Genomic DNA, 24,402 nt, shown 5'->3' with positions numbered 1-24,402 from the left:
GGTAGCCGATGTGCCGTGCTTACGCGGCGACCCGCTCACGATCCTTCGGTGTGGTCTCGGCGCGATCCTTCGGCGGCAGCGCGAGTTTGACGATCTTGCGCACCACCGTGCCGAACTGCCGCAGCAGCGGGCCCTTGTTGTAGGGGATGCCGTAACGACGGCAGATCTCTTCGACCTCGCCGGCGATCTCGGAGTAGCGCTGAGCCGGGATGTCCGGGAACAGGTGGTGCTCGATCTGGTGCGACAAGTGACCCGAGAGGATGTGAAACAGCTTGCCGCCGGTCAGGTTCGCCGAGCCGAGGACCTGGCGGAAGTACCACATGCCGCGCGACTCACCCTGTGTCTCTTCGACGGTGAATTCCTGTGTGCCGTCGGGGAAGTGGCCGCAGAAGATGATCATGTAGGACCACACGTTGCGCATCAGGTTGGCGGTCAGGTTGCCGCTGAAGACGAACGGCGCAAACGGCCCGGCCAGCAGCGGGAAGGCGACGTAGTCCTTCAGCACCTGCTTGCGGGTCTTCTGCCAGATCGCCTGTAGGACCTCCCGCTTGTCGGCCACCGAGATCTCGCCGGCGCGGATGCGCTCGGTCTCCAACTCGTGCAATGCGACGCCGTACTGGAACAGCACCATCAGCAGGAATGCATAGAGCGGGTTGCCGAGGAAGTAGGGGCTCCAGCGCTGGTCTTCGCTCATCCGCAAGATGCCGTAGCCGATGTCGCGGTCCATGCCCACGATGTTGGTGTGGGTGTGGTGCATGTAGTTGTGCGAGTGCCTCCACTGGTCGGCTGGGCAGGCGGTGTCCCATTCGAACTCGCCGCCGCGGATGGTCGGATCACGCATCCAGTCGTACTGGCCGTGCATGATGTTGTGGCCGATCTCCATGTTGTCCAGGATCTTCGAGATCCCCAACATTGCGGTTCCGGCCAACCACGCCGGCGGGAAGTACAGCAGGGCGCGGCCACCCACTTCGAGTGCGCGCTGCGCCTTGATGACGCGGCGGATGTAGTCGGCGTCGCGCTGGCCGAGGTCGGCCATAACACGTTCTTTGATGGCGTCGAGTTCGCGGCCGAATGCGTCGGCCTGCTCGGGTGTCAGAGTGATCTTGGTCTGTGTCATCGTGATGTCTCCTGTGTCTCTAGAGCGCAATGTCGACGTCGCCGACGGGAACGGACACGCAGATCTGCACGTCCTCGCCCGCGACGGTCGACACCGCACCGGTGGTCAGGCTGCGCACGACACCGCTGGTCTTGCGGCGGGTGCAGGTGTGGCAGATGCCCATCCGGCATCCGCTCTTTGGGTTGAGGCCTGCCGACTCGGCCTGCTCGAGCAGCGGGCGGCCATCGTCGACGACGTCAACGCTGCTGTCCGAGAACGTCACTCGCCCGCCGGACGGCTTGGCCGGCGACTCCAGTGCCGGCGCCACAAAGCTCTCCGAGTGCACATTGTCGCAATGCTCGCGGACCGCGTCGACCAAAGCTGTTGGACCACAGACGAACACGGCATCTGGTGTCGGCATCGCCGCCGCCAGGTGTTCGCGGCCGAACCGGCCGTCGAGGTCGCCGCCCGTCGACCGGGTGTAGCCGTGCAGCACCCGCACACCGGGCATCGCCGCGAGCTCGTCGCGGTAGGGCGCTTCGGCCCGGTTGCGTGCGTAGTGGACGAACGTGATCTCGCCGTCGTGGCCGTCCCGGACAAGGGTGCGCAGCATCGCCATGACGGGCGTGATCCCGCTGCCACCCGAGACGAACAGGATCCGTCGCGGCCGTTGCGCCGGCAGGGTGAAGTCGCCGCCGACCGCGCCGAGTCCGACCACCATGCCGCGCCGTGCCCGCTCGTACAGGAATGTCGAGACCAGGCCGCCGTCGTGGTGTCCGATCGTCAATTCGATCTGCGCGGAGCCTTCGGCGTTGGCCGGCGAGTAGCAGCGGGTGTGGCGGCGCCCGTCGATCTCGACGCTGACGTTGACGTACTGCCCCGCCTTGACGGTGCCGGTGAAGGCGTCGTTGGGCGCCAGGACGAGCGTGACACTGCGTGAGGTGTTGCGCCGCACGTCGACGACCTTGGCGCGGCCCTCGGCCAGCGTCCAGGTCGGTGCGACCAGCTCGGTGTACCGGTCGACGCCGTGCGGACCGGTCAGCAGGTTGACCAGGTCAGAACCTAGCACCCGCCGTTTCAAAGTTTGAGTGAACATGTGTACACAGTCCTCTGGTTTGCCCCAGTTCGTCAAGGGTTTTCCCAGCGCTGTGATAGCCTTCACACGGTGAACAGTCGTACTCCTAGCTCACATCCGCACCGATCGGGGCGCGGTCGCAGGAGCGAGGGCCCGTCCCGTGAGGAACGCAAAGAGGTGACCCGGCGGGCCATTGTCGCGGCGGCGCTCAAGCTGCTCGACGAACACAGTTTCAGTGGCCTGAGCCTGCGGGAGGTGACCCGGGAAGCCGGGATCGTCCCGGCGGCGTTCTACCGCCACTTCGAGTCGATGGAGGCCCTCGGGCTGGTCCTGATCGACGAGTCCTTTCGCACCCTGCGGGACATGTTGCGCGGCGCCCGCGCCGGCAAGCTCGACCCCAACCGGGTCATCGAGTCGTCGGTCGAGATCGTCGTCGCGAGCGTCACCGAAGGCCGCGAGCATTGGCGTTTCATCGGCCGCGAACGCTCCAGCGGCGTCACCGTGTTGCGTTACGCGATTCGGACCGAATTCCGGCTTCTCACGTCAGAGTTGGCCACCGACCTGGCCCGGTTCCCGGGGCTGAACGAGTGGAGCACCGACGACCTCAACATCCTGGCCACCCTGTTCGTCAACTCGATGATCGTCATCGCTGAGGCCCTCGAAGACGCGCAGAGCGCCGAGGCGATCGAGGAGATCCGGATCACCGCCGTCAAGCAACTGCGGATGATCGTCGTCGGCGTCACCGGTTGGCGTAGTAAGCCCTAGCCCTCGACGTTCTCCGCACACCGAATCAGCAGCTCGGCGATTTTCTGTCGGTCTCGCGACGAAATCCCTTGCAGCATGTCAGCTTCCACGCCGAAAACCGCGTCGTGCGCGGCATTGAGCCGGCGCGAGCCCAGACGGGTCAGTGCCAGCGACCGCGACCGACCGCGCGGCGGCGCGGCGGCGGTCTCGATCAGGCCGTCAGCGCGTAAGCCGGCCAACACGTCCTGCAGCGACTGCCGCGTCACGAAACACAGCCGCGCCAACTCCGCGGCCGAGGCATCCGGGTGTTCATGCAGTGCCCGCAGCGTCGAGTACTGCGCCATCGACAGACCGGTGGACTTCAGCGCGCTGTCGCATCGGCGGCGCAGGCCCTGCTGCACCCGTTTCACCAGATACCCGACCGAGCGTTCGGCGTCCGAGGGTTGCATGACAGGAACCTTACACCTATGGTTTGAGTCAGGAACCTGACAAAGGAGAACACCATGTCGACCATCACCGCGCACGCCGACCACGCCACGCTGATCAATGTCTTCACCGTGCAACCCGAGCGGGCACAGGAGCTCGCCGATCTGCTGACCGCGGCCACCGAGGACGTGATGCAGCACATCGACGGGTTCATCTCGGCGAACATTCACGTCAGCACCGACGGCACCCGCGTGGTCAACTACGCGCAGTGGCGCAGCGCCGAGGCGATGCAGGCAATGCAGCAGAACCCCGCCGCCCGCGAACACATGGCGCGCTGCGCGGAGGTGGCCGACGGCTTCGAGCCGCATCTCTACACGGTCGAGTCGGTGCATTCCGCGCCATGATGGAGCGATGGCCACCACGATGCGAGAGCTGCTCGGCAGCGCGCTGACCTCGCTGCGCTATGAGGCGTGCGAGAAACGTCTGCGGATTGACCTGGACGGCGAGCCGGTCGCCGACACCGTCAGCGGCCTGCTGGTGTGGGAGCCGCGGCGCCTGGTCCCGACGTACGCGGTGCCCGACTCCGACGTCACGGCGACGCTGGAATCTGCCGGCCGGATCGACGATCTGCCCGATTCATCGCTGCTGTTTCCGAACCAGCCGTTCGCCACGCATAGCTGCACCGGCGAGATGTTCGATGTGGTCGTCGGCGACGTGCGGCTCCCGTCGGCAGGGTTCCGGCCCGACCACCCCGATCTGGCCGGCTACGTGTCGTTCGATTTCAGCGCGTTCGACTGGCTCGAAGAAGACGAGCCGGTCGTCGCCCACCCGCATGATCCGTTCAAGCGCGTCGACATCCTGGCCAGCAGCCGACGGGTTCGCGTCGAGTGGGACGGCCGGCTACTGGCCGAGTCGACGCGTCCGCTGTTGTTGTTCGAGACGCTGCTGCCGGTGCGGTTCTATCTCCCGCGTGCTGACATCGTCGCCGACCTCGAACCGAGCGACACCATCAGCTACTGCGCCTACAAAGGGCGGGCGTCATACCTGTCGATCCCGGGCGGGCCCGCCGACGTGGCGTGGACCTACCCCGACCCGCTGCGCGAAGCCGAACCCATCCGGGACTACGTGTCGTTCTTCAACGAGCGGGTGGACATCGTCGTCGACGGTCATCGCCGCGAACGGCCGGTGACGCACTGGTCACCTGTCGACGTTGAACAGTGAGTCGCCGTCCTCGGGGGTTCCGTCGATCTGGCCGCGATGAACACGATCGGGTCGTTCGGCAGGTGGCCCGGCGTTGGGCAGCACGTCGGGTTCCTCGGCACTCAGTTTGTAGTCCAGCGATTCGCCCTCAAGCTCTTCGCGCGCTGTCATGCCGAACTTGTTGGCCTCGCTCCAGTCGTCAGGCGGGTCGACGACGATGTCGCCGTCGTCGTTGCGCACCTCGTCGGAATCGGTGGACTCGCTCGGGCTCAAGGTGTCGTCATCAGGCATAGCGGTTCGGTTCTCCTTTTCTTCGAACGCTAACCACTTACCGCGGCCTACGCCACATCGGCCACAGGGTGGGGCCGCCGTCGGGAATCACGATCTCGCCGGTGACTTCGAAACCGAATCGTTCGTAGTACGGCACGTTTTCCGCCTTGCTGGATTCCAGATAAGCGGGCGCGTGCTCGGCGTCGACGCGGTCGAGGCGAGAGCTCATCAGCGCCTGCCCGTAGCCTTTGCCGCGCACCGAGGGGTCGCTGCCGATCACCGCGAGATACCAGTGCGGCTCCTCCGGGTGCTGCGACTTCATCTGCTCGAGCAGTCCGCTGAGTTTGCGGCCGAACGACAGCCGCGGCCCGAACCCGACGATGAACGACGGCAGCATCATCACTTGTTCGCGCGTCGACTGCTTCCACCGGCCGGGCGGATCCCAGAGCGCGGCCGCGCCGATCGTGGACCCGTCGGTGGCCACCTCGACACCGCCGCCGGCGAGGTGGTGGTGTCGGGTGACGGTCGCGAAGAACTTCCGCAGGTGCGCTGCCCGGACTTTGTCGTCAGGCATGATCCACACCGACACCGGGTCGTCGTAGAAGGCGCGGCCGAGGGCGTGCGACAACTCGCTGACGTCGGCTTTGCGCCCGGGACGCGTTGTGATGGTCATCGGCCGCCAGAGTAGTAGCGTCGGAAGTCGTGTGGGACTTCGAAACGGACCCCGAGTACCAGGAGAAGCTGGACTGGGTCGAAGAGTTCATGGTCAACGAGCTCGAGCCACTCGACTTGGTGGCACTCGATCCCTACGACAAGCAGAACGCCGAGACGATGGCAACGCTGCGGCCGCTGCAGCAGCAGGTAAAGGATCACGGGCTGTGGGCGGCGCACCTCAAACCGGAGCTCGGTGGTCAGGGCTACGGCCAGGTGAAGCTGGCGCTGCTCAACGAAATACTGGGCCGGTCGCGGTGGGCCCCGTCGGTGTTCGGCTCGCAGGCCCCCGACTCCGGCAATGCCGAGATCCTGGCCCTGTTCGGGACCGACGACCAGAAGACACGTTATCTGCGGCCGCTGCTCGACGGCGAGATCACGTCCTGCTATTCGATGACCGAGCCGCAGGGCGGCTCGGATCCGGGCCTGTTCGTGACCCGCGCCGAGCGCGACGGCGACAGCTGGGTGATCAACGGCGAGAAGTGGTTTTCCACCAATGCCCGGCACGCGACGTTCTTCATCGTCATGGCCGTCACCAACCCCGACGCACGGACCCGCGACAAGATGTCGCTGTTCATCGTTCCCGCCGGCACACCGGGCCTCGAGATCATCCGCAACGTGGGAGTCGGCACGGAATCGAACGCCACCCACGGCTACGTGCGCTACGCCGATGTCCGAGTGCCGGCCGAGAACATCCTCGGCGGCGAGGGGCAGGCCTTCGCGATCGCGCAGACCCGGCTGGGCGGCGGCCGCATCCACCACGCCATGCGGACCATCGCGTTGGCGCGGCGGGCCTTCGACATGATGTGCGAGCGCGCGGTGTCGCGCCAGACCCGGATGGGCCCGTTGTCGAATTTCCAGATGACGCAGGAGAAGATCGCCGACAGCTGGATTCAGATCGAGCAGTTCCGGCTGTTGGTGCTGCGCACCGCCTGGCTGATCGACAAGCATCACGACTACCAAAAGGTGCGGCGCGACATCGCCGCGGTCAAGGTGGCGATGCCGCAGGTGCTGCACGACGTTGTGCAGCGGGCCATGCATCTGCACGGTGCGCTCGGTGTCTCCAACGAGATGCCGTTCGTCAAGATGATGATCGCCGCGGAGTCGCTGGGCATCGCCGACGGCGCGACCGAACTGCACAAGATGACCGTCGCCCGTCGTACGTTGCGTGAATATCAGCCGGTGTCAACGCCTTTCCCGTCGCAGCATCTGCCGACCCGGCGCGCTGCGGCGCAGGCCAGGCTGGCCGAACGCCTCGAGCACGCGGTCGCCGAGTTCTGACGGGCGCTCCTCAACGAGTGTTGTTGCGTTCCGGTGTCCAGGTCGCCGGCAGACGTTTGATGCCAGTCACAGCCCACGCCCGCCAAGGGGTCCAAAGGCGACCCGATCAGGGGACGAATGCCCCGACGGCGTCCTATTCACGCGGTTCTAGCGTCGAACGGCCTGCATTGGTTTACTCCCTCGGTCGCGTGGGGTAAACAACGGCGTTCCGGAGGCCGCAGAGGAGCCGCAGTGGAGATGTCGAGCGTGCACGACGCCGTCAGGAGATATGCCCGCGCAGTGCAGGAAGCTGACATCGGCGAACTGCGTCACATGACGTGTGGCGTTCTGCACGAACAATTCTCGATCGAGCAGACCTCGGTGCTGGCGGCCCAACTCGCGGCCGACAGATGTCAGCACGGCTCGATAAGCGTGAGCGATTTCCGGGATGTCCATGTGGACGCCGAGCGGTGGTGGATCACCGCGACGCTGAGCTTCGAATACGCGCCGCCGTTGGATGTGCGGTTCGGGTTGATCGAACAGCGAGGCCGGTGGCTGCTGGTGGGCGCAGACACCCAGACCCGTTACGCGAGAAGTCCGCTGTCCAGCGGACCATCCGTTGCGGCTCTTGCCGGTTGATATTCGAGCGAAGGGCTCAGGCCGCGACCGCCACGTAGACCGATAGATGCTCGCCGACGGCATGTGCGGCCGGCCAGTCACCGGCCCGGACAGCTTCCGCGAGATCGTCGACCAGCGGGCTGTCGGCGCCCAGTTCAGCCAGCCACGCCGACACGGTCGGACGAATTGCGTTGCCCGGCACGCAGACGGTGCGTCCCTCGTGCAGGCGATCCGTCACGTGATAGAGGATTGTCGGTGACAGCGCGGCGCGCCGATGCAGATAGTGCCCCAACGACCATGAATGTCTGCCTTCGCTCCGAGATGTCGAACCCATGATGGCCTCCTCGTCGAACGACGCTGCGTAGCCGATTCGACCATCCGTACGCACAGTGCCCCTAGAGTGCAAAGCCAATGCATCGGGGGCCTTTAGCGGTCGGGTCGACCTCGCCGAAGTCCCGGGTGTTCGGGGACTTTCGCCACCCGGAGGGACTTTCGGCCACCGCAGTTCGGGCCCTCATGCCCTCCCCCGGGCAGGCCGGCCACCTGCACCATTGAGCGTGCGAGGAAAGGGGTGTTCATGAAGGCTCAGGTTGGCGACTGGCTGGTTCTGAAAGGCACCACGGTCGATAAGCCCGACCAGCGTGGACTGATCACCGAAGTCCACTCCTCGGATGGTTCGCCGCCCTATGTGGTGCGGTGGCTCCAGACCGACCATGAAACGACGGTGTTTCCCGGCCCGGACGCCTTGGTCGTCAGCGCCGAGGAACAGAATGCGGCCGATGAGCGGGCGCGGCATCGATTCGGCGTCGTTCAGTCGGCTATCTCCCACACCCGATAAGCCGAAGATGGTGGCCGCCCACAGCTAGAAGACTGTGGACGGCCGCCTGGGTCCGAGCCTTCGTACTACTTGCTGGCAGCCTGGCCGGCACTGCGTACCACGTCGCGGAAAAATTCGATCTGCGTAGTGACGAGTTCCTCTGCCAACTCCAGCGCAGCGTCGATGACGGACTTACGCCGCGACTCTTCGTCAACCGCCGGAGTCACCTCGTCGACGAACTTGCGGACGGCCTCGATACCTCTCTTACGGCCGGCCTCAAGCGATCCGAGGACATCGTCGGAGAGTTCAGCCCAGCGTGGCTCGTTTTTCTGTGGCGCTTGCGTCATGATCTGTCTCCTTGTTCGATTGTGTTGACACCTCGACTTTATGACCGGGCCTTGGCTGCCACGAGTGCCTAAAGTCCTGCATGACAACACTGTTCGGCACTCATGAGGCTGCGTCACAACCACTGCCTGGTGACCTTCGGCGGGACGTAAGCCCCTACTACGACCTGCGAAATGGTCTTAGCGTCAGCCACCATGGCCACCCCTTCCGGCGACGGCGCGCGGCGACCCCAACAGCGGAGCCAGCCCGGTACGGCGTTGGATGGTGCGATCCGTCCGCTGCTGCGAACCGCTCGCTTCGTTGCTCAACCGTGGCTGAAATCCCCTTATGACCAATCGGATGAGCTTCCGATCGCCCGGCCTACGCTCGCGCTGGCGGGACAAGCTCTCCGCGACGAGGTCGTCCTGAGGGGACTGAAGGTACGCCGCCCCGTCAGTGCACCGCGCGCGTTCGCACGAATCAACCGCGAAGTGATCGCGGCATTGAAGTTCTACGAAGACAACGGATGGCTGGACAGCCCGCGAGGATTCTTCGCAAAGCCCCCCGCGCCTAAGGATGTCACCGTCAGCCAGGTGAAGGGAGGCCGGCACGACTTTCAGCGCATCGACTTTCGGAGCGGCTATGCACCGCGTCCGGGTGAGCCCGGTCGGGAGCGGTGGCTGGGGTATACCGCCAACGACCGCGAGTATGCACTGTTATTGCGGCATCCGGAGCCGCGACCGTGGCTGGTGTGCGTGCACGGAACTGAAATGGGCCGCGCGGCATTTGATCTCACGGCGTTTCGCGCTTGGCAGTTGCACGACGAATTCGGCCTGAACGTCGTCATGCCCGTCCTGCCGATGCACGGCCCTCGCGCCCGGGGACTACCGAAGGGAGCCGTATTTCCGGGTGAGGACATCCTCGATGACGTGCACGCGACGGCGCAGGCGGTCTGGGACATCCGGCGGCTGTTGGGCTGGATACGTTCGCAAGAGCCGCAGTCGCAGATCGGCTTGAACAGTCTGTCGCTGGGAGGCTACATCGCGGGTTTGGTCGCCAGCCTCGAGAGTGGTCTCACCTGTGCGATTCTCGGCGTGCCGGTAGCCGACGTGGTCGACGTGTTGTCGCACCATGCTGGTCTCGCCCACAACGATCCCCGCCGTCGCACGTTGGAATTGGCTGCGCCGCTGGGCCGAATGGTGTCGCCGCTGTCACTTACTCCCCTGGTGCCCCCGCTGGGCCGTTTCATCTATGCCGGCGTCGCCGATCGGCTGGTGCATCCACGCGAACAAGTGATCCGGCTCTGGGAGCATTGGGGCAGACCGCAGATCATGTGGTATCCCGGCGGCCACATCGGGTTCTTTCGCTCGCGACCGGTACAGGGATTTGTGCGTGATGCCCTGACGCAGTCCGGTCTGCTGGACTGTCCACCGGATCCGCGTGCGCGCCCTGCCTAACCGCTGACGCGGTCGACGTGGGCCAGGAAGTGGGTCAGCACCGCATCCGGTGCCTCGAGTTGCGGCCAGTGCCCGATGTCGTCGGCCAGCATCACGACATCGGCGTCGGGGATCACCTCGGCATAGCGACGGGCCATGTGCGCACCGGAGTTGGGGTCGATCGGTCCGTCGATCAGCCGCATCGGGACCTCGGTCTCCCGCATGGCCCGCACCCACCGATTCCGGTGCGTATACCGGTCTTTGATGAATCGGCCGACCTTGTGCAGCACCCGGCGACCGTCGTTGTAATCCAGGATCTGGTTGAACACACCCATCATGTGCGGCGTCGGTTTGGTATTGGGGCCGAACATCTCCCGGATCGTCGGCTCCAATACGCGGCGTGACAGGGCGCTGTTCTGCACCGGGCTGAGGATGTCGCCCAACGGGGTCGCCGACATCAGCTTCTGCGCGGCGCGCGGCGTGTAGGTCTCGACGAACATGCCGCCGTTGAGCCAGGTGATCGAATCGATGCGCAGCGCGCCATAGACGTGCTGGCGAAACTCGTGACGCGCCAACAGTTCCTGGCCCACCGAGTCGCCGATGTCGTGGGCCAGGATGTGTGCGTTGCCGATGCCGAGGTGATTCAGCAGCGCTTCGTGCATGTCGGCGTGGTCGTGCACCGAGTATTCGTAGGCGAACGGTTTCGCGGAGAAGCCCATCCCCATCATGTCCGGCGCTATGACGGTGAACCGCTGAGTCAGCGTCGGCCAGATCGGTTCCCAGTCAAAGGAATTGAACGGGTAACCGTGGATCAGCAACAGCGGCGGGCCACTGCCCTCCACCCGGTAGAAGATGTCGAAGCCGAGATAGTCGAAGTGCTGTCCGGCGTCCAGCCACGATGCCAGTTCGGCGTCCATGCGCTCGCCTAGGAGATGTAGCGAACGACGCTCTCAGCCACGCAGGCCGGTTTATCCGAGCCTTCGACCTCCACGGTGGTCGACACGGTCGCCTGCGTTGCACCGTTACCGAGGTCCTCGACGCCGACCAGTGTGCTCTTGGCGCGCACCCGCGAGCCGACGGGAACCGGCGCGGGGAAGCGAACCTTGTTGAGGCCGTAGTTGATTGCCAGCTTGATGCCTTTGACGGTGTACATCTGATGCTGTAGCCGCGGCAGCAGCGCCAGCGTCATGAATCCGTGGGCGATCGTCGTGCCGAACGGACCCTTGGCCGCCCGCTCAGGGTCGACGTGGATCCACTGGTGATCACCGGTCGCGTCGGCGAACAGGTTGACGTCTTCCTGGCTGATCGTCACCCAGTCGCTCTCGCCGATGGTTTGCCCCTGGATCGCGGAGAGGTCGGCGACTGATTCGAAGGTGCGCATTGATTGTCTCCTGTGTCTCGGCCCGACGGCGATGGGGGCCGCGCTGCTAAGCAGCATGCCACTGCGCCACCCCGGCCACGCCACCGGGATGTTTCGGCTGGAATCAAGCCCGGGTAACCACGCTTGATCAATCAATGGCACCGGAAGGAGCCGAGCATGGCTGACCCGAAGGGCCACAAGACCGAATCATCCGTTCACGACGACACCGATATGGCCTGGTCCCGCAAAGGGCGCGACCAGGACGGCAGCTACGTCGGGCGGACCATCGGCACCGACGACGCCCTCGACGTCGGCGAGACCGGCGCCGAAGCGCGCCGGATCGACAGCAGTAAGGACGAATAGCGGTCGGTCCGGGTGGAAGATGGCCGGGTGAAACTGCTGTTGATCGCCGACACCCACGTCCCGCGACGTGCGCGCGATCTGCCCGCTCAGGTCTGGGAGGAAGTGGCCGACGCCGACGTCGTCATCCACGCCGGCGACTGGGTTGTGCCTGACTTGCTCGACGACTTGACGACCAGGTCCGCGCGGCTTGTGGCGTGCTGGGGCAACAACGACGGGCCGGAACTGCGCTCACGCTTGCCCGAACGTGCCGACGTGGTCCTGGGCGGGCTGCACTTCAGCGTCGTCCACGAGACCGGCGGGTCGGCCGGCCGCGAGGCCCGGATGTCGCGCTGCTACCCCGACACCGATGTGCTGGTGTTCGGCCACAGCCACATCCCGTGGGACACCACGACCAGCACCGGTCTGCGACTGCTGAATCCCGGGTCGCCGACCGATCGCCGCAGGCAACCGTTCTGCACGTACATGACCGCACACGTCGTCGACGGCACCCTGACCGACGTCGTCTTGCATCGGCTCGGAAAGTAGCTCGCTGCTAGCCCAGGCATAGCGTCCACACATATTTAGCTCGTAAACAGAGACAAGTGGACACTCTCATCGACCCCGTCACCGAGTTGTCGCGCGTCGTCGGCAGATTCCGCCGTGAACTCCGCCGATCGGCCGGGCGTGGCTTCGACTCGGCACGGCTCACCGAGTCGCAGTCGGAGTTGCTCTGGCTGGTCGGCCGGCAACCGGGCATCTCGGTCAGCGCTGCCGCCGCGGAGTTGGGGCTGATGGCTAACACCGCCTCGACGCTGGTCTCCAAGCTGGTGGCCAGGGGCTTACTCGTCCGGACCGCCGGTGAAACCGATCGGCGTGTCGGCCGGTTGCGTCTCGCCGGGGCCGCCCAGCAGGTGGTCGATTCATCACGCGCGGCGCGGCGAGCGGTGCTCGCTGAGGTGATCAACGAACTCGACAGCGACCAGATCGACTCGCTGGCAAGGGGTTTGGCGGTCCTCGACACTATGACCCGACGATTACAGGAGCGACGACAATGAGCGGATCACTGCCGATGGCGGTCGACGGCCGGAACCTGACCCACCGCTACGGCAAGTTCACCGCCGTCGACGACGTGACGTTGCAGGTGCGGCCGGGCGAGACGATGGGGCTACTCGGCCCCAACGGCGCGGGCAAGACGACGGTGGTACGCATGCTGACCACGTTGACCCCGGTCCAGCACGGCGAGCTTCGCATCTTCGGCCTGGACGCCCGCGACCGAACCGTGGACATCCGCAGCAATATCGGTTATGTCCCCCAACAACTTTCGATCGAGCCTGCGTTGACGGGCCGGCAGAACGTGGCCTGGTTCGCGCGGCTGTACGGCGTGCCCCGAAGCCAGCGGTCAGAGCGGGTGGACGAGGCCCTCGACGCGATGGAGTTGCTCGACGTCGCCGACCGGCCGGCGGGCACGTATTCCGGCGGGATGGTGCGTCGCCTGGAGGTGGCGCAGGCGCTGGTGAACCGCCCGTCGCTGCTGGTGCTCGACGAGCCGACCGTGGGGCTGGATCCGATCGCACGCGACCGCGTGTGGGCCCAGGTGCTGAAGATGCAGGCCCTGTTCGGCATGACCGTGTTGCTGACCACTCACTACATGGAGGAGGCCGACGCGTTGTGCGACCGGGTGGCGCTCATGCATCACGGCACGCTGCGCGCGGTCGGAACGCCCGCAACGCTGAAGTCGACGGTGTCGCCGAGCGCGACGCTGGAAGATGTCTTCCGGCACTACGCCTCATCCGACTTGTCGAGTCAGGCCGAGGCGTCCGAGTCCTTCCGTGAAATCCGTTCCAGCAGAAAGGTTGCCAGTCGTGTCGGTTGACAGTGCCATAGCCTTGTCCTCCGCTCCGCGCGGCTGGCAGCGCTTCCCCTCGACATTCGGCCGGGTCGGTGCGTTCGCGATCGTCGAGATGCAGAAGCTGCGGCACGACCGCACCGAACTCGTCACCCGGATGGTGCAGCCCGCGCTCTGGCTGCTGATCTTCGGCACCACGTTCAGCAAGTTGCGCGTGATCAACACCGGGCCGGTGTCGTATCTGGCCTTCCTGGCCCCGGGGATCATCGCTCAGTCGGCGTTGTTCATCTCGATCTTTTATGGCATCCAGATCATCTGGGACCGCGACGCCGGTGTGCTGGCCAAGCTGATGGTGACACCGGCGCCCGCGTCGGCGTTGATCACCGGCAAGGCCTTCGCGGCGGGCGTCCGGTCGGTCGCCCAGGTCGTCGGGGTGCTGGCGCTGGCCTACGTCATGGGTATTGGTATGACGATCAACCCGCTGCGTATCGCGGCCGCGATGGCGATCGTCATGCTCGGCTCGGCGTTCTTCGCCTGCCTGTCGATGACGCTGGCCGGACTGGTGCGTAGCCGCGACCGGTTGATGGGAATCGGTCAGGCCATCACCATGCCGCTGTTCTTCGCGTCCAACGCGCTCTACCCGGTCGACGTGATGCCGTCCTGGCTACACGGGCTGAGCACGGTCAATCCGCTGAGCTACGAGGTCCACGCGCTGCGGGCGGCGCTGATCGGCACCCCGTTCAGCGCTCTGGACATCGTGGTGTTGCTGGCCGCGGCGCTGCTCGGAATTGCAACTGCGTCAATGCTTTTGCGACGCCTCGTCGCCTAGATCACGAATACATAACGCCCCCTGCCGAATTCGCCTCGGCAGGGGGCGTTTTCGATTCGTTATCGTCAGGTAACGCTGCGAGCCTCAATCGTTAGCGAACCGCGATCCCCCACCCCGAGGCGAGTCACAAGCGTGTGGTTCGTTCCGTGTTTGACTGCCACAGACAGCTATTCGACCGCATCGTGCGGCATATGAAAGTTGGGATGTGTAGGAGCTATGAAGTTCGCAGAGAAGTTCCGCGGTGCGGCAGGGAGTTTGCCGCGCCGGTTGGCAATCGCGATCATGGGCGCGGCGCTGCTGTCCGGCCTGGTCGGTGCTATCGGGGGCTCGGCGACCGTAGGGGCGTTCTCCAAAAAGGGTCTGCCCGTCGAGTATCTGCAAGTGCCGTCGGCGGCCATGGGCCGCAACATCAAGGTGCAGTTCCAGGGCGGCGGACCGCACGCGGTCTACCTGCTCGACGGGCTGCGCGCCCAAGAAGACTTCAACGGCTGGGACATCAACACCCCGGCGTTCGAGGAGTACTACCAGTCCGGCCTGTCGGTGATCATGCCGGTCGGTGGACAGTCCAGCTTCTACAGCGACTGGTACCAGCCGGCCTGCGGTAAAGCCGGCTGCCAGAGCTACAAGTGGGAGACGTTCGTCACCCGCGAGCTCCCGGCGTATCTGCAAGCCAACCGTGGCATCTCGCCGAACGGCAATGCCGCGGTGGGTCTTTCGATGTCCGGCGGTTCAGCGATGATCCTGGCCGCGTACTACCCGCAGCAGTTCTCCTACGCCGCGTCGCTGTCCGGCTTCCTGAACCCGTCAGAGGGTTGGTGGCCGACGCTGATCGGCCTGGCGATGGGCGATGCGGGCGGCTACAACGCCACCAACATGTGGGGCCCGACGAGCGACCCGGCATGGAAGCGCAACGACCCGATGGTGCAGATCCCCCGCCTGGTGCAGAACAACACCCGCATCTGGCTGTACTGCGGCAACGGAACTCCGAACGAACTCGGCGGCGACAGCATGCCGGCCAAGTTCCTGGAGCAGTTCACGCTGCGCACCAACGAGCAGTTCCGCGACAACTACACCGCGGCGGGCGGCCGAAACGGCACGTTCAACTTCCCGCCGAACGGAACGCATGACTGGGGTTACTGGAACCAGCAACTGGTCGCCATGAAGCCCGACATCCAGCGGACACTGAGCGCCGCTCAAGCCGCCACCTGATAGATCCCCCCAACACATCGGCAGCAGCGCACCCCCCGCGCTGCTGCCGATGTTCTTGTCCGGAGAGCTATTTCAGCAACGCGCGGCGGTCTTGATGAAAGTAGGTGTATGCGGTCGTTACCGCGCACACCGCAGAGGCCACGACCAGCATGCCGGTGCCGTTGACGACCAGGCTGATGGCACCACCCGCGGTGGCACCCAGGGTGAAGCTCGCGAACAACAGAAAGTAGCCGAGCCAGTCCGACAGCTCTCCCCCGGCGATGTGACGTTCGATGCCCTGGCCCATCTTCACCAGCGTGCCGGTCACATAACTGAGCGGCACCGACACTTCGCCGTCCTTGACGAACGAGGTGTTCAGCGCGCCAATACCGAAGGCCACCAGGAAGATCGGCGGGAAGTCCAACTCGTTCTGGTACCAGCCCAGGTCGAAGACGTCGACGACGGTCGCCGCAATGAGGCTGACCGTGGTCAGCACGGTCGGCCCGTGCGGGTGTGCCACCCAGAAGTGCCGCCTGCACACCGACGCCACCAACACGCCCGACACGAACGCGACGATCAGCAGGCCGGCGCTCACCGACAAGGTCACATCGTCGCGGAAGTAGCCCAGGGCCGCGCGCTGCGCGTTGCCGGTCATGAACGTGACGAAGTACCCCGCCGAGTGGGTGAAGGCGGTCGCGCCCAGGATGCCGGCCAACCCCGCCAGCACGTACGACAACCGCGCTTCACTGTCGAATGTCTCCCGAAGCATGGCTCAATGCTTGCACCGCAGCAAAGAAGACGGCAGGGCGGGGACAGCGATTCAGGCGAGACTCACATCAATTTGCTATCAACTTGGCGATCGATCGCAGCGGAATGGGCAACCACCCGGGCCGGTGCCGCGATTCGTAGCCGGCCTCATACACCGCCTTGTCCAATTCGTAGGCCGCCAAGATCAGCGCCGAATCCCGCGGATCGACACCGGATGCCGCGGCGTAGCCATCGCAGAACGCGGTTCGATTGCGCAGCACCCACTCTCGCGCACGCGCCGCGAGTTGCTTGTCGGCCGACTGATCCACCAGCGGCCCGAATGCGGCGTACTCGAATGACCGCAGCACGCCCGCCACGTCCCGTAGCGGCGAATCCGGCGCCCGCCGCTCCTCCAGCGGCTGACCCGGCTCGCCTTCGAAGTCGATCAGCAGCCAGGTCTCCGGTGTGCGCAGCACCTGACCCAGGTGCAGGTCCCCGTGCACTCGCTGCACGGTGACGGTCTCCTCAGCCAGCTTCTGGAAGCGCTCCTCGATGCTCGCCGCGTACTGCTCGAGCTCGGCAACCGCGCCGGTCGCCGCCGCCAACCGCGCCAGCATGGTGTCGACCGGGAACGGCGCCTGCGAGGTGCCCAGGGCGTCGGCGAGCCCGGCGTGCACGGACGCGACGGCCTCGCCCAGGCGGTAGGACTCGCCGGCGAAGTCGCCGCCGACCTCATAGGCATACAGATCACCCTCGGCGAACAGGTCGCGCACGCTGGCCGTGGCCATCGCCCAGCCTTCGGCCGCGTTGGCCTCGTATTCCGTCGCCATGCCAAGCGGGCTGCTGGTGGCAGCGTCCTGCGCGGTCAGCTCGTAGCCGCCCAGCAGCCGCGCCACATGCGGGTTCCCAGCCCGGCCCAGCACCCGGTTGAGCTCGATGTCGGGGTTGATACCCGGGCTGACCCGGCGGAAGACCTTCACGATGGCGTCACGCTCGAAGATCACGCTGGTGTTGCTCTGTTCGGCGTCCGACACCCGCGGATAGGCACCCACCGGCAGCGTCACGTCCGGCTCCTTGGCGAACGACACGTCGTCACGCGTCTCCGACGAGTCGATCAACGACAGCAGGAACGACGCCGCGGCCGGGTCGTACAGCGCGTCGTAGCCGACGCGGTCGCCGTCGGCTCCGATGGTCGCGACAGTGCTGTACTCGGCCGGCGGCTCGGAATCCCAGCCGACCAGCACCTGGTAGCGCTCGGTTGAGCCGTCGGTGTAGGCGACGTCCACCAGCGCCAGGTCCAGACCGTCGCGCAGCGCAACGACATGGCCCGCCTCGGCGGTGGCCAGCTCGCGGCTGCGGCCGGCATACCAGCGTTGCTGCGGCAGCCATTCCGACCACGGCAGATTCATTGCGACTCCTCGGCCCTGCACAGCTGGAACCAGTAGAACCCGTGGCCCGGCAGGGTCAGCAGGTAGGGCAGGTGCCCAATGGGCGGAAACTTGACTCGGCCGGTCAACTCGACCGGGACGTAGCCGTTCCAATGCTGCAGGTTGAGTTCGATGGGTTGCGGGAAACGCGACAGGTTGTTGACGCAGACCACCACGTCTCCGTCGGACACCCGGGCGTAGGCGAGCACCGACGGATTCGTCCCGCCCAACTCCTGGAACGACCCGATCGCGAAGGCGTCGTGTCGCCTGCGCACCATCAGCATGGTGCGAGTCCAGTTCAGCAGCGACGTTGAGGTGTCCATCTGCGCCTCGACGTTGACGGCCTGGTACCCGTAGACCGAGTCCTGGCTGGCCGGCAGATACAGCCGACCGGGATTGGCCTTGGAGAATCCGGCGTTACGGTCCGGGGTCCACTGCATGGGGGTACGCACGCCGTCGCGGTCGCCCAGCCAGATCACGTCGCCCATGCCGATCTCGTCGCCGTAGTACAGCACCGGCGACCCGGGCAGCGACAACAGCAGCGCGGTGAACAGCTCGATCTGGTTTCGGTCGTTGTCCAGCAGCGGAGCCAGCCGGCGCCGGATCCCGACGTTCGCCTTCATCCGCGGGTCTTTGGCGTACTCGGAGTACATGTAGTCACGCTCTTCGTCGCTGACCATCTCCAGCGTCAGCTCGTCGTGATTGCGCAGGAAGATCCCCCACTGCGCCATGTCCGGAATCTCCGGTGTCTGCCCGAGGATCTCCGAGATCGGGAACCGTGACTCGCGGCGGACGGCCATGAAGATGCGCGGCATCAGCGGAAAGTGGAATGCCATGTGACACTCGTCGCCGCCGGTGCTGGCATCGCCGAAATATTCGACGACGTCCGCCGGCCACTGGTTGGCCTCGGCCAGCAACACCCGGCCCGGGAACTCGTCATCGACCACTTTGCGGACGGTTTTGAGGAAGGCGTGCGTCTCCGGCAGGTTCTCGCAGTTGGTGCCCTCACGCTCGAACAGGTAGGGCACCGCGTCCAGCCGGAAACCGTCGATCCCGAGATCGAGCCAGAAGCGCAGCACGTCGATCATCGCTTCCTGCACGGCCGGGTTGTCATAGTTCAGGTCCGGTTGATGGGAGAAGAACCGATGCCAGTAGAACTGCCGGCGCACCGGGTCGAAGGTCCAGTTCGATTCTTCGGTGTCGACGAAGATGATGCGGGCGTCGGTGTACTTCTCGCTGGTGTCGCTCCAGACGTAGAAGTCGCCGTAAGGGCCGTCGGGGTCGTGCCGTGACTCCTGAAACCAGGGATGCGACTCCGACGTGTGGTTCATGACGAGGTCGGTGATGACCCGGATCCCGCGCTCGTGCGCCGCGTTCAGCAACGAGACGAAATCCTCCACAGTGCCGAATTCCGGTAGCACCTTGTAGAAGTCGCGGATGTCGTAGCCACCGTCGCGCAGCGGTGAGTCGTAGAACGGCGGCAGCCAGATGCAGTCGACGCCGAGCCACTGCAGATAATCCAGGCGCTCCATGAGCCCCCGCAGATCGCCCGATCCGTCCGCATTGCCGTCGACGAAGGCGCGGACGAGCACCTCGTAGAAAACCGCGTGTTTGAACCAGGTCGGGTCGGCGGGCAGTGACTTGGCGTCGCCGAATTCGTCGGCACTGGGATGTTCGACTACGCCGGCTTCGACGTGACTTCCCTCTGCTGGATCGTGCGCAACGGTGTCGTCTGAGTCGCTCGTCAAGTCCACGATTTTACACGTACCCTAGGCACACGATCGAAAACCTTGCCCGCCAAACGAATTGGCCACAGCATCGGTAGCTGCGGCGTTGGGATCAGCCCGGCGGACCGCCCGCCAAGGTCACGTTGGCGTCCCGTCCGCCCAGTCCCACGTTGACACTGTCGCCGGGGTGGTGCTGGTCGAGGATATTGGTCAGCGCGGTCGCGGAGTTGACCGGCTGACCGTTGATGGCGGTGATCACGTCACCGGGACTGATGCCGGCCCCGGCGGCCGGGCCGCCCGGAATCACCTGGCGAACAATGGCACCGCCGGGGGCGTCGTTGACGCCGACACCGAGGAACGCGGTCGGGCCGATGTGCACCGTCGGCGAGCCGCCACCGGACCTGATCTGCCCGGCGATGGCCATGGCCTCGTTGATCGGAATCGCGAAACCCTGACCGCGGCCCAGGTGGTAGTTCTGCGAGGCTGCGGTGTTCATGCCGATCACCTGGTTGGCGCTGTTGACGGTCGGTCCGCCGGAGTCCCCGGGTCGGATATTCGCATCGACCTGGATCAGGCCGTTCAGCGTCTCGGTGCTGCCGGTCAGCGCGTCGTTCGCCGACACGGTCTGGTTCAGTGCCGAGATGCGGCCCGGCTCGACGCTGGGCGCCCCGCCGGCACCGCCGGCGTTACCCAGTGACACCACCGGCTCGCCCACGCTGATTGAGTCGGAGTTGCCGATATTGGCGACCGGCAGTCCGCCGCCGGCAAGCTGCAGCACGGCGATGTCGTGCTGGCGGTCGTAGCCGATCACCGTGGCCGGATAAGTCTGGCCGGTGCCTATGGACCGCGCGGTGAGGTCGGTAGCACCAGCGACCACGTGATTGTTCGTCAGGACGACACCGCCCCCGTCGATCACGATGCCGGTGCCGGCGCCGATCGCGCTCTGGTAGCCCAGCTTGGCGTCGATGTCGACGATTTGCGGACCGACCTGGGCGGCGGCTGCTGCGGCGTCTCGTGGCGCCGGCGGTATCGAGGGTGATGCGTGCACGGGCGCCGTGGCCACCCCCAACGCCATTGCTGCCAGCAGACTGAGCAAGCGCAGCGACCGTCGCGGTACACGGCGGTGCGATCCGCTCATCCCGTCACCTCCCGGATAGGTTCCACCCGTATCGGGCTGGAATTGCCACAACATATTTACGTTGACGGCACAACTTTGTGTACTCAACCGTAGCTTGCGTTGTTCGAACGGGCATATCAACGTCGGGTTCTCGCCCGCTACCAGCCGTTAGGTAGCTTCATTAGCGTCCGGCCGGACGGCCACTCGACAGCAAAGGTGTCTTTTCCATGAGCGTGCTCGATTCTTTCCGACTGGACGACAAAGTCGTGGTGGTCACCGGCGCGTCGTCCGGGCTGGGCGTGTCATTCGCCCAGGCGTTCGCCGAGGCCGGCGCCGACGTCGTGCTGGGTGCACGCCGCGTCGACCGACTGGCCGAGACAGCCGGGCTCGTCGAGGCCGCCGGGCGCAAAGCGCTGACGGTCGCCACCGACGTCGCGGTGCCCGAGCAGTGCCAGGCCCTGGTGGATGCTGCGATGCAGACGTTCGGCCGGGTCGACGTACTGATCAACAATGCCGGCGTGGGGACCGCTCATCCGGCAACCCGTGAGACGCCCGAGCAGTTCCGCTCGGTGATCGACGTCAACCTCAACGGTGCGTACTGGGTGGCTCAGGCCTGCGGGCGCGTCATGCAACCGGGCAGCTCGATCATCAACGTCGCCAGCGTTCTCGGCATCACCACCGCAGGACTGCCGCAGGCGGCCTACAGCGCCAGCAAGGCGGGGATCATCGGGCTCACCCGCGATCTGGCACAGCAGTGGGGAGCGCGAAAAGGCATTCGGGTCAACGCATTGGCGCCGGGCTTTTTCAAGACCGAGATGACCGACGAATACAAGCCGGGATACCTGGAGAGCCAGGCGCATCGCCTGATCCTCGGCAGGCTGGGCGACGGACGTGAACTCGCCGCCACCGCGGTCTGGCTGGCGTCGGCGGCCGGCGGCTACGTCACCGGCCAGACCATCACCGTCGACGGCGGCCTCACCATCACCTGAGCCTCGTGACCGACTTCGACGCTACGACTCGCTTCGCGCAGGCACAGGTTGCCCGCCTGGCGACCGTCGCGCCCGACGGCGGGCCGCATCTGGTGCCGGTGGTGTTCGCCGTCGACGCCGAGATCGTCTACACCGCAGTCGACGCCAAGCCGAAAACAACCCGACGGTTGCGCCGGTTGGCCAATATCGCAGCCAACCCGCGGGTGAGTCTGCTGGTCGATCACTATGACCAGGACTGGACGCAGCTGTGGTGGGTTCGCGCCGACGGCATCGCCGAGATCCACTACGACGGCGCCGCGATGCAGCACGGACGCGACCTGCTCCGCGCGAAATACGCCCAGTACCAGTCTGTTTCGTTGGACGGTGCCGTCGTGGCGGTCACGGTCGGGCGGTGGATCAGCTGGCACGCCTGAGCATCGCCGCCATCGGCTCTTGTGCTCGGCGTCCGCCAGGAGAAAAGTGACCTGCATCACGTTCCCTGGGCATGAGGAGTGGCACGTCATGGCTGACAAATCCCACGGTTCGCAAGGCGCAGGAGCCGCACCCGCCGTAGCCGATCCGGCCGCCGTCCGGAACGTGGTCCTGGTGGGCCCGTCCGGCGGCGGCAAGACAACCCTGGTGGACGCGCTGCTGGTGGCTTCCGGCGTGTTGTCCCGGCCCGGCTGCATCGCCGACGGCACCACGGTCTGCGACCACGACGACGCCGAGATCCGCCAGCAGCGTTCGGTCAGTCTGGCGCTGGCGTCGCTGGCCCACGACGGCATCAAGGTCAACCTCGTCGACACTCCCGGCTACGCCGACTTCGTCGGGGAGCTGCGGGCCGGGTTGCGCGCGGCGGACTGCGCCTTGTTCGTGATCGCGGCCAACGAAGGCGTCGACGAACCGACGAAGTCGCTGTGGCAGGAGTGCAGCCAGGTGGGGATGCCGCGGGCGGTGGTGATCACCAAACTCGACCACGCCAGGGCCAACTACCAGGAAACGCTGACCGGGGCGCAGCATGCGTTCGGCGACAAGGTGTTACCGCTCTATCTGCCCGCAGACGACGGCCTGATCGGATTGTTGTCGCAGACGCACTATGTGTACGCCGACGGCAACCGGACCACCCGCACGCCGGACTCGTCGTACGCCGACCAGATCGAGGATGCCCGCGGCACGCTCATCGAGGGAATCATCGAGGAATCCGAAGACGAATCGTTGATGGAACGTTATCTCGGCGGCGAGAAGATCGATGAGGCGGTGTTGATCGACGACCTGGAGAAGGCGGTGGCGCGTGGCTCCTTCTTCCCGGTGATCCCGGTCTGCAGCAGCACCGGTGTCGGCACGCTGGAACTGCTCGAGGTCGCCACTCGCGGATTCCCGTCGCCGCGCGAACATCCACTGCCGGAAGTCTTCACACCGCAGGGCGCCGCCTTCACCAAAGTTGCCTGCGGCTCCGACTCACCGCTGCTGGCCGAGGTGGTGAAGACGACGTCCGACCCCTATGTGGGCCGGCTCAGTCTGGTCCGGGTGTTCTCCGGGACCATCATGCCCGACACGACAGTCCATGTGTCGGGCCATTTTTCGTCATTTTTCGGATCCAACGGCTCCAGTCATGCCGACCACGACGAGGACGAACGCATCGGGGCGCTGTCCTTTCCGCTGGGCAAGCAGCAGCGACCCGCATCCGTCGTGCTGCCCGGTGACATGTGCGCGATCGGCCGCCTGAGCCGGGCCGAAACCGGCGACACCCTGTCCGATAAAGCTCAACCGCTGGTGCTCAAGCCGTGGGTGATGCCGGAATCGCTGCTGCCGGTGGCGATTCAGGCGCACGCCAAGACCGACGAGGACAAGCTGTCGGTTGGGTTGGCCCGGCTTGCGGCCGAGGACCCGACTCTGCGGATCGAGCAGAACCCGGAGACCCACCAGGTGGTGCTGTGGTGCATGGGCGAAGCACACGCCGGTGTGGTGCTCGACGCGTTGACCAACCGCTACGGCGTCACCGTTGACACCGTCGAGCTGCGAGTGCCGCTGCGAGAAACATTCGGCGGCAAGGCGAAAGGCCATGGCCGGCACGTCAAGCAGTCCGGCGGGCACGGTCAGTATGCGGTCTGCGACATCGAGGTGGAACCGCTGCCGGAGGGGTCGGGATTCGAGTTCGTCGACAAGGTGGTCGGTGGCGCGGTGCCTCGTCAGTTCATCCCGAGCGTGGAAAAGGGGGTGCGCGCCCAGATGGAACGGGGCGTGCACGCCGGTTATCCGGTCGTCGACATCCGGGTGACGCTGCTTGACGGCAAGGCCCACAGCGTGGATTCGTCGGATTTCGCCTTTCAGATGGCCGGTTCGGCGGCGTTGAAGGAGGCGGCCGCAGCGGCGAAGATCAAGCTGCTCGAACCGATCGACGAAATCGCCGTGCTGATACCCGACGATCTGGTCGGCGCCGTGATGGGCGACCTGTCCGGACGCCGCGGCCGGGTGCTCGGGACCGACACCGCGGGCAACGATCGGACGCTGGTGAAATCCGAAGTGCCGCAGGTCGAATTGACCCGCTACGCGATCGACCTACGCTCGCTCTCCCATGGCGCGGCCTCGTTCACCCGCTCGTTCGCCAGATACGAGCCGATGCCGGAGTCCGCCGCATCCCGGGTGACGTCCGCCGACTGAAACTGCATCGTTGTTCGCTTGCCACACCAAACCCGATGCAAAGAATTCAGGGTCACACCCAGCCCGGGATCATGCCCTCTACCAGCTGAAGTGGTCATCATTTCGGCGAATTCATCACGACTTGGGCAATATTCAGTCAGTTTGCTGAAAGCTCGATAAGGTACATATTAGAGAAACAGAATGTGAGCGCTACCGGCTTGCATCATTTCGGAG

General features: G+C 65.5%; 29 protein-coding genes. 16 read left to right on the top strand and 13 right to left on the bottom strand.

The features are described 5' to 3' along the window. Window positions 1-19: 19 nt before the first annotated feature. Both G6N27_RS17230 and G6N27_RS17225 read right to left on the bottom strand, forming a co-directional pair. A complete protein-coding gene (locus G6N27_RS17230; RefSeq protein WP_163778110.1) occupies window positions 20-1,117 on the bottom strand; it encodes a fatty acid desaturase family protein in 1,098 nt (365 codons plus the stop codon). Window positions 1,118-1,136: 19 nt separating this feature from the next. Next, complete coding sequence (locus tag G6N27_RS17225) at window positions 1,137-2,192, bottom strand: ferredoxin reductase (RefSeq protein WP_163778107.1); 1,056 nt, start codon at window positions 2,190-2,192, stop codon at window positions 1,137-1,139. Window positions 2,193-2,261: 69 nt separating this feature from the next. Here G6N27_RS17225 and G6N27_RS17220 point away from each other — a divergent pair, with 69 nt between their 5' ends. Beyond that, window positions 2,262-2,936: a TetR family transcriptional regulator gene (locus tag G6N27_RS17220; RefSeq protein WP_163778104.1), complete on the top strand. Its 675-nt coding sequence runs from the start codon at window positions 2,262-2,264 to the stop codon at window positions 2,934-2,936. On the opposite strand, the gene G6N27_RS17215 is transcribed toward G6N27_RS17220, so the two are convergent. Further along, entirely contained in the window at window positions 2,933-3,364 is a 432-nt protein-coding gene (locus G6N27_RS17215; RefSeq protein WP_163778101.1) for a MarR family winged helix-turn-helix transcriptional regulator, read from the bottom strand. The two genes, G6N27_RS17220 and G6N27_RS17215, sit on opposite strands and share 4 nt — an antisense overlap. Window positions 3,365-3,418: 54 nt before the next feature. Here G6N27_RS17215 and G6N27_RS17210 point away from each other — a divergent pair, with 54 nt between their 5' ends. Further along, a complete protein-coding gene (locus G6N27_RS17210) occupies window positions 3,419-3,745 on the top strand; it encodes an antibiotic biosynthesis monooxygenase family protein (RefSeq protein WP_163778098.1) in 327 nt (108 codons plus the stop codon). 7 nt (window positions 3,746-3,752) lie between these two features. Continuing rightward, a complete protein-coding gene (locus tag G6N27_RS17205; protein WP_163778094.1) occupies window positions 3,753-4,562 on the top strand; it encodes a DUF427 domain-containing protein in 810 nt (269 codons plus the stop codon). Here G6N27_RS17205 and G6N27_RS17200 read toward each other — a convergent pair. Next, entirely contained in the window at window positions 4,539-4,832 is a 294-nt protein-coding gene (locus G6N27_RS17200) for a hypothetical protein (protein WP_163778091.1), read from the bottom strand. The two genes, G6N27_RS17205 and G6N27_RS17200, sit on opposite strands and share 24 nt — an antisense overlap. Before the next feature lie 37 nt (window positions 4,833-4,869). Beyond that, the gene (locus G6N27_RS17195; protein ID WP_163778088.1) at window positions 4,870-5,484 is read right to left on the bottom strand and encodes a GNAT family N-acetyltransferase; all 615 of its coding nucleotides are present in this window, start codon (window positions 5,482-5,484) and stop codon (window positions 4,870-4,872) included. A gap of 29 nt (window positions 5,485-5,513) precedes the next feature. On the opposite strand from G6N27_RS17195, the gene G6N27_RS17190 reads away from it, so the two are divergent. Both G6N27_RS17190 and G6N27_RS17185 read left to right on the top strand, forming a co-directional pair. After that, complete coding sequence (locus G6N27_RS17190; protein ID WP_163778085.1) at window positions 5,514-6,803, top strand: acyl-CoA dehydrogenase family protein; 1,290 nt, start codon at window positions 5,514-5,516, stop codon at window positions 6,801-6,803. A gap of 237 nt (window positions 6,804-7,040) precedes the next feature. Further along, window positions 7,041-7,421, top strand: a complete 381-nt coding sequence (locus G6N27_RS17185; protein WP_443677583.1) for an Rv0361 family membrane protein — start codon at window positions 7,041-7,043, stop codon at window positions 7,419-7,421. A gap of 16 nt (window positions 7,422-7,437) precedes the next feature. Here G6N27_RS17185 and G6N27_RS17180 read toward each other — a convergent pair whose 3' ends face one another. Then, complete coding sequence (locus tag G6N27_RS17180) at window positions 7,438-7,734, bottom strand: hypothetical protein (protein ID WP_232064641.1); 297 nt, start codon at window positions 7,732-7,734, stop codon at window positions 7,438-7,440. 243 nt (window positions 7,735-7,977) lie between these two features. Between G6N27_RS17180 and G6N27_RS17175 the strand changes: the two genes are divergently transcribed. Next, on the top strand, window positions 7,978-8,238 hold the full coding sequence (locus G6N27_RS17175; RefSeq protein ID WP_163778079.1) for a DUF1918 domain-containing protein: 261 nt from the start codon (window positions 7,978-7,980) through the stop codon (window positions 8,236-8,238). A gap of 65 nt (window positions 8,239-8,303) precedes the next feature. On the opposite strand, the gene G6N27_RS17170 is transcribed toward G6N27_RS17175, so the two are convergent. Beyond that, entirely contained in the window at window positions 8,304-8,564 is a 261-nt protein-coding gene (locus tag G6N27_RS17170) for a hypothetical protein (protein WP_163778076.1), read from the bottom strand. 192 nt (window positions 8,565-8,756) lie between these two features. Between G6N27_RS17170 and G6N27_RS17165 the strand changes: the two genes are divergently transcribed. Continuing rightward, window positions 8,757-9,998, top strand: coding sequence for an alpha/beta hydrolase family protein (locus G6N27_RS17165; RefSeq protein WP_232064639.1), 1,242 nt, complete (start codon window positions 8,757-8,759; stop codon window positions 9,996-9,998). Here the strand turns inward: G6N27_RS17165 and G6N27_RS17160 are convergent. Beyond that, window positions 9,995-10,894 carry an alpha/beta fold hydrolase gene (locus G6N27_RS17160; protein ID WP_163778074.1) on the bottom strand — a complete coding sequence of 300 codons (900 nt, stop codon included), beginning with the start codon at window positions 10,892-10,894 and terminating at the stop codon, window positions 9,995-9,997. The two genes, G6N27_RS17165 and G6N27_RS17160, sit on opposite strands and share 4 nt — an antisense overlap. An 8-nt stretch (window positions 10,895-10,902) precedes the next feature. Then, window positions 10,903-11,358 (bottom strand): MaoC family dehydratase, encoded by a 456-nt coding sequence (locus G6N27_RS17155; protein ID WP_163778071.1) that lies wholly within the window; start codon window positions 11,356-11,358, stop codon window positions 10,903-10,905. A 156-nt stretch (window positions 11,359-11,514) separates the two neighbouring features. On the opposite strand from G6N27_RS17155, the gene G6N27_RS17150 reads away from it, so the two are divergent. The 6 genes from G6N27_RS17150 to G6N27_RS17125 all read left to right on the top strand — a co-directional run bounded on the left by G6N27_RS17150 (window position 11,515) and on the right by G6N27_RS17125 (window position 15,563). Further along, a complete protein-coding gene (locus G6N27_RS17150; protein WP_163778068.1) occupies window positions 11,515-11,700 on the top strand; it encodes a hypothetical protein in 186 nt (61 codons plus the stop codon). A 27-nt stretch (window positions 11,701-11,727) separates the two neighbouring features. Continuing rightward, window positions 11,728-12,225, top strand: coding sequence for a metallophosphoesterase family protein (locus G6N27_RS17145; protein WP_163778066.1), 498 nt, complete (start codon window positions 11,728-11,730; stop codon window positions 12,223-12,225). A 56-nt stretch (window positions 12,226-12,281) separates the two neighbouring features. Next, on the top strand, window positions 12,282-12,734 hold the full coding sequence (locus G6N27_RS17140) for a MarR family winged helix-turn-helix transcriptional regulator (protein ID WP_163778064.1): 453 nt from the start codon (window positions 12,282-12,284) through the stop codon (window positions 12,732-12,734). Continuing rightward, window positions 12,731-13,552 (top strand): ATP-binding cassette domain-containing protein, encoded by an 822-nt coding sequence (locus G6N27_RS17135; RefSeq protein ID WP_163778062.1) that lies wholly within the window; start codon window positions 12,731-12,733, stop codon window positions 13,550-13,552. The genes G6N27_RS17140 and G6N27_RS17135 overlap by 4 nt, the downstream gene beginning before the upstream one ends. Continuing rightward, window positions 13,542-14,354, top strand: a complete 813-nt coding sequence (locus tag G6N27_RS17130) for an ABC transporter permease (RefSeq protein WP_163778060.1) — start codon at window positions 13,542-13,544, stop codon at window positions 14,352-14,354. Before G6N27_RS17135 ends, G6N27_RS17130 begins: the two co-directional genes overlap by 11 nt. Before the next feature lie 216 nt (window positions 14,355-14,570). Continuing rightward, on the top strand, window positions 14,571-15,563 hold the full coding sequence (locus G6N27_RS17125) for an esterase family protein (RefSeq protein WP_163778058.1): 993 nt from the start codon (window positions 14,571-14,573) through the stop codon (window positions 15,561-15,563). Window positions 15,564-15,630: 67 nt separating this feature from the next. Here the strand turns inward: G6N27_RS17125 and G6N27_RS17120 are convergent, their stop codons facing one another. The 4 genes from G6N27_RS17120 to G6N27_RS17105 form a co-directional block, all read right to left on the bottom strand. Continuing rightward, window positions 15,631-16,311: a YoaK family protein gene (locus G6N27_RS17120; protein WP_163778056.1), complete on the bottom strand. Its 681-nt coding sequence runs from the start codon at window positions 16,309-16,311 to the stop codon at window positions 15,631-15,633. 67 nt (window positions 16,312-16,378) lie between these two features. Then, a complete protein-coding gene (locus G6N27_RS17115; protein WP_163778054.1) occupies window positions 16,379-17,698 on the bottom strand; it encodes a maltokinase N-terminal cap-like domain-containing protein in 1,320 nt (439 codons plus the stop codon). Next, window positions 17,695-19,464, bottom strand: coding sequence for a maltose alpha-D-glucosyltransferase (treS, locus tag G6N27_RS17110; RefSeq protein ID WP_276044612.1), 1,770 nt, complete (start codon window positions 19,462-19,464; stop codon window positions 17,695-17,697). The genes G6N27_RS17115 and treS overlap by 4 nt, the downstream gene beginning before the upstream one ends. 91 nt (window positions 19,465-19,555) lie before the next feature. Continuing rightward, window positions 19,556-20,581, bottom strand: a complete 1,026-nt coding sequence (locus tag G6N27_RS17105; RefSeq protein WP_163778048.1) for a S1C family serine protease — start codon at window positions 20,579-20,581, stop codon at window positions 19,556-19,558. A gap of 206 nt (window positions 20,582-20,787) precedes the next feature. On the opposite strand from G6N27_RS17105, the gene G6N27_RS17100 reads away from it, so the two are divergent. The 3 genes from G6N27_RS17100 to G6N27_RS17090 all read left to right on the top strand — a co-directional run bounded on the left by G6N27_RS17100 (window position 20,788) and on the right by G6N27_RS17090 (window position 24,189). After that, complete coding sequence (locus G6N27_RS17100; RefSeq protein ID WP_163778045.1) at window positions 20,788-21,549, top strand: SDR family NAD(P)-dependent oxidoreductase; 762 nt, start codon at window positions 20,788-20,790, stop codon at window positions 21,547-21,549. 5 nt (window positions 21,550-21,554) lie between these two features. Then, window positions 21,555-21,962, top strand: a complete 408-nt coding sequence (locus tag G6N27_RS17095) for a TIGR03668 family PPOX class F420-dependent oxidoreductase (protein ID WP_163778042.1) — start codon at window positions 21,555-21,557, stop codon at window positions 21,960-21,962. An 88-nt stretch (window positions 21,963-22,050) separates the two neighbouring features. Continuing rightward, window positions 22,051-24,189, top strand: a complete 2,139-nt coding sequence (locus G6N27_RS17090) for an elongation factor G-like protein EF-G2 (RefSeq protein ID WP_163778039.1) — start codon at window positions 22,051-22,053, stop codon at window positions 24,187-24,189. Window positions 24,190-24,402 lie beyond the last annotated feature (213 nt).

The sequence above is a fragment of the Mycobacterium cookii genome (genome assembly GCF_010727945.1).
Lineage (GTDB): Bacteria > Actinomycetota > Actinomycetes > Mycobacteriales > Mycobacteriaceae > Mycobacterium > Mycobacterium cookii.
This window is presented reverse-complemented; position numbering and strand designations above follow the sequence as displayed.

Coding starts and splice junctions, on each gene's coding strand:
- G6N27_RS17165 (WP_232064639.1), top strand. CDS start 8,757: ATGGCCACCCCTTCCGGCGACGGCGCGCGGCGACCCCAACAGCGGAGC.
- G6N27_RS17125 (WP_163778058.1), top strand. CDS start 14,571: ATGAAGTTCGCAGAGAAGTTCCGCGGTGCGGCAGGGAGTTTGCCGCGC.
- G6N27_RS17105 (WP_163778048.1), bottom strand. CDS start 20,581: ATGAGCGGATCGCACCGCCGTGTACCGCGACGGTCGCTGCGCTTGCTC.
- G6N27_RS17115 (WP_163778054.1), bottom strand. CDS start 17,698: ATGAATCTGCCGTGGTCGGAATGGCTGCCGCAGCAACGCTGGTATGCC.
- G6N27_RS17225 (WP_163778107.1), bottom strand. CDS start 2,192: ATGTTCACTCAAACTTTGAAACGGCGGGTGCTAGGTTCTGACCTGGTC.
- G6N27_RS17170 (WP_163778076.1), bottom strand. CDS start 8,564: ATGACGCAAGCGCCACAGAAAAACGAGCCACGCTGGGCTGAACTCTCC.
- G6N27_RS17090 (WP_163778039.1), top strand. CDS start 22,051: ATGGCTGACAAATCCCACGGTTCGCAAGGCGCAGGAGCCGCACCCGCC.
- G6N27_RS17155 (WP_163778071.1), bottom strand. CDS start 11,358: ATGCGCACCTTCGAATCAGTCGCCGACCTCTCCGCGATCCAGGGGCAA.
- G6N27_RS17100 (WP_163778045.1), top strand. CDS start 20,788: ATGAGCGTGCTCGATTCTTTCCGACTGGACGACAAAGTCGTGGTGGTC.
- G6N27_RS17195 (WP_163778088.1), bottom strand. CDS start 5,484: ATGACCATCACAACGCGTCCCGGGCGCAAAGCCGACGTCAGCGAGTTG.
- G6N27_RS17180 (WP_232064641.1), bottom strand. CDS start 7,734: ATGGGTTCGACATCTCGGAGCGAAGGCAGACATTCATGGTCGTTGGGG.
- G6N27_RS17120 (WP_163778056.1), bottom strand. CDS start 16,311: ATGCTTCGGGAGACATTCGACAGTGAAGCGCGGTTGTCGTACGTGCTG.
- G6N27_RS17200 (WP_163778091.1), bottom strand. CDS start 4,832: ATGCCTGATGACGACACCTTGAGCCCGAGCGAGTCCACCGATTCCGAC.
- G6N27_RS17230 (WP_163778110.1), bottom strand. CDS start 1,117: ATGACACAGACCAAGATCACTCTGACACCCGAGCAGGCCGACGCATTC.
- G6N27_RS17150 (WP_163778068.1), top strand. CDS start 11,515: ATGGCTGACCCGAAGGGCCACAAGACCGAATCATCCGTTCACGACGAC.
- G6N27_RS17175 (WP_163778079.1), top strand. CDS start 7,978: ATGAAGGCTCAGGTTGGCGACTGGCTGGTTCTGAAAGGCACCACGGTC.
- G6N27_RS17135 (WP_163778062.1), top strand. CDS start 12,731: ATGAGCGGATCACTGCCGATGGCGGTCGACGGCCGGAACCTGACCCAC.
- G6N27_RS17160 (WP_163778074.1), bottom strand. CDS start 10,894: ATGGACGCCGAACTGGCATCGTGGCTGGACGCCGGACAGCACTTCGAC.
- G6N27_RS17215 (WP_163778101.1), bottom strand. CDS start 3,364: ATGCAACCCTCGGACGCCGAACGCTCGGTCGGGTATCTGGTGAAACGG.
- G6N27_RS17210 (WP_163778098.1), top strand. CDS start 3,419: ATGTCGACCATCACCGCGCACGCCGACCACGCCACGCTGATCAATGTC.
- G6N27_RS17185 (WP_443677583.1), top strand. CDS start 7,041: ATGTCGAGCGTGCACGACGCCGTCAGGAGATATGCCCGCGCAGTGCAG.
- G6N27_RS17205 (WP_163778094.1), top strand. CDS start 3,753: ATGGCCACCACGATGCGAGAGCTGCTCGGCAGCGCGCTGACCTCGCTG.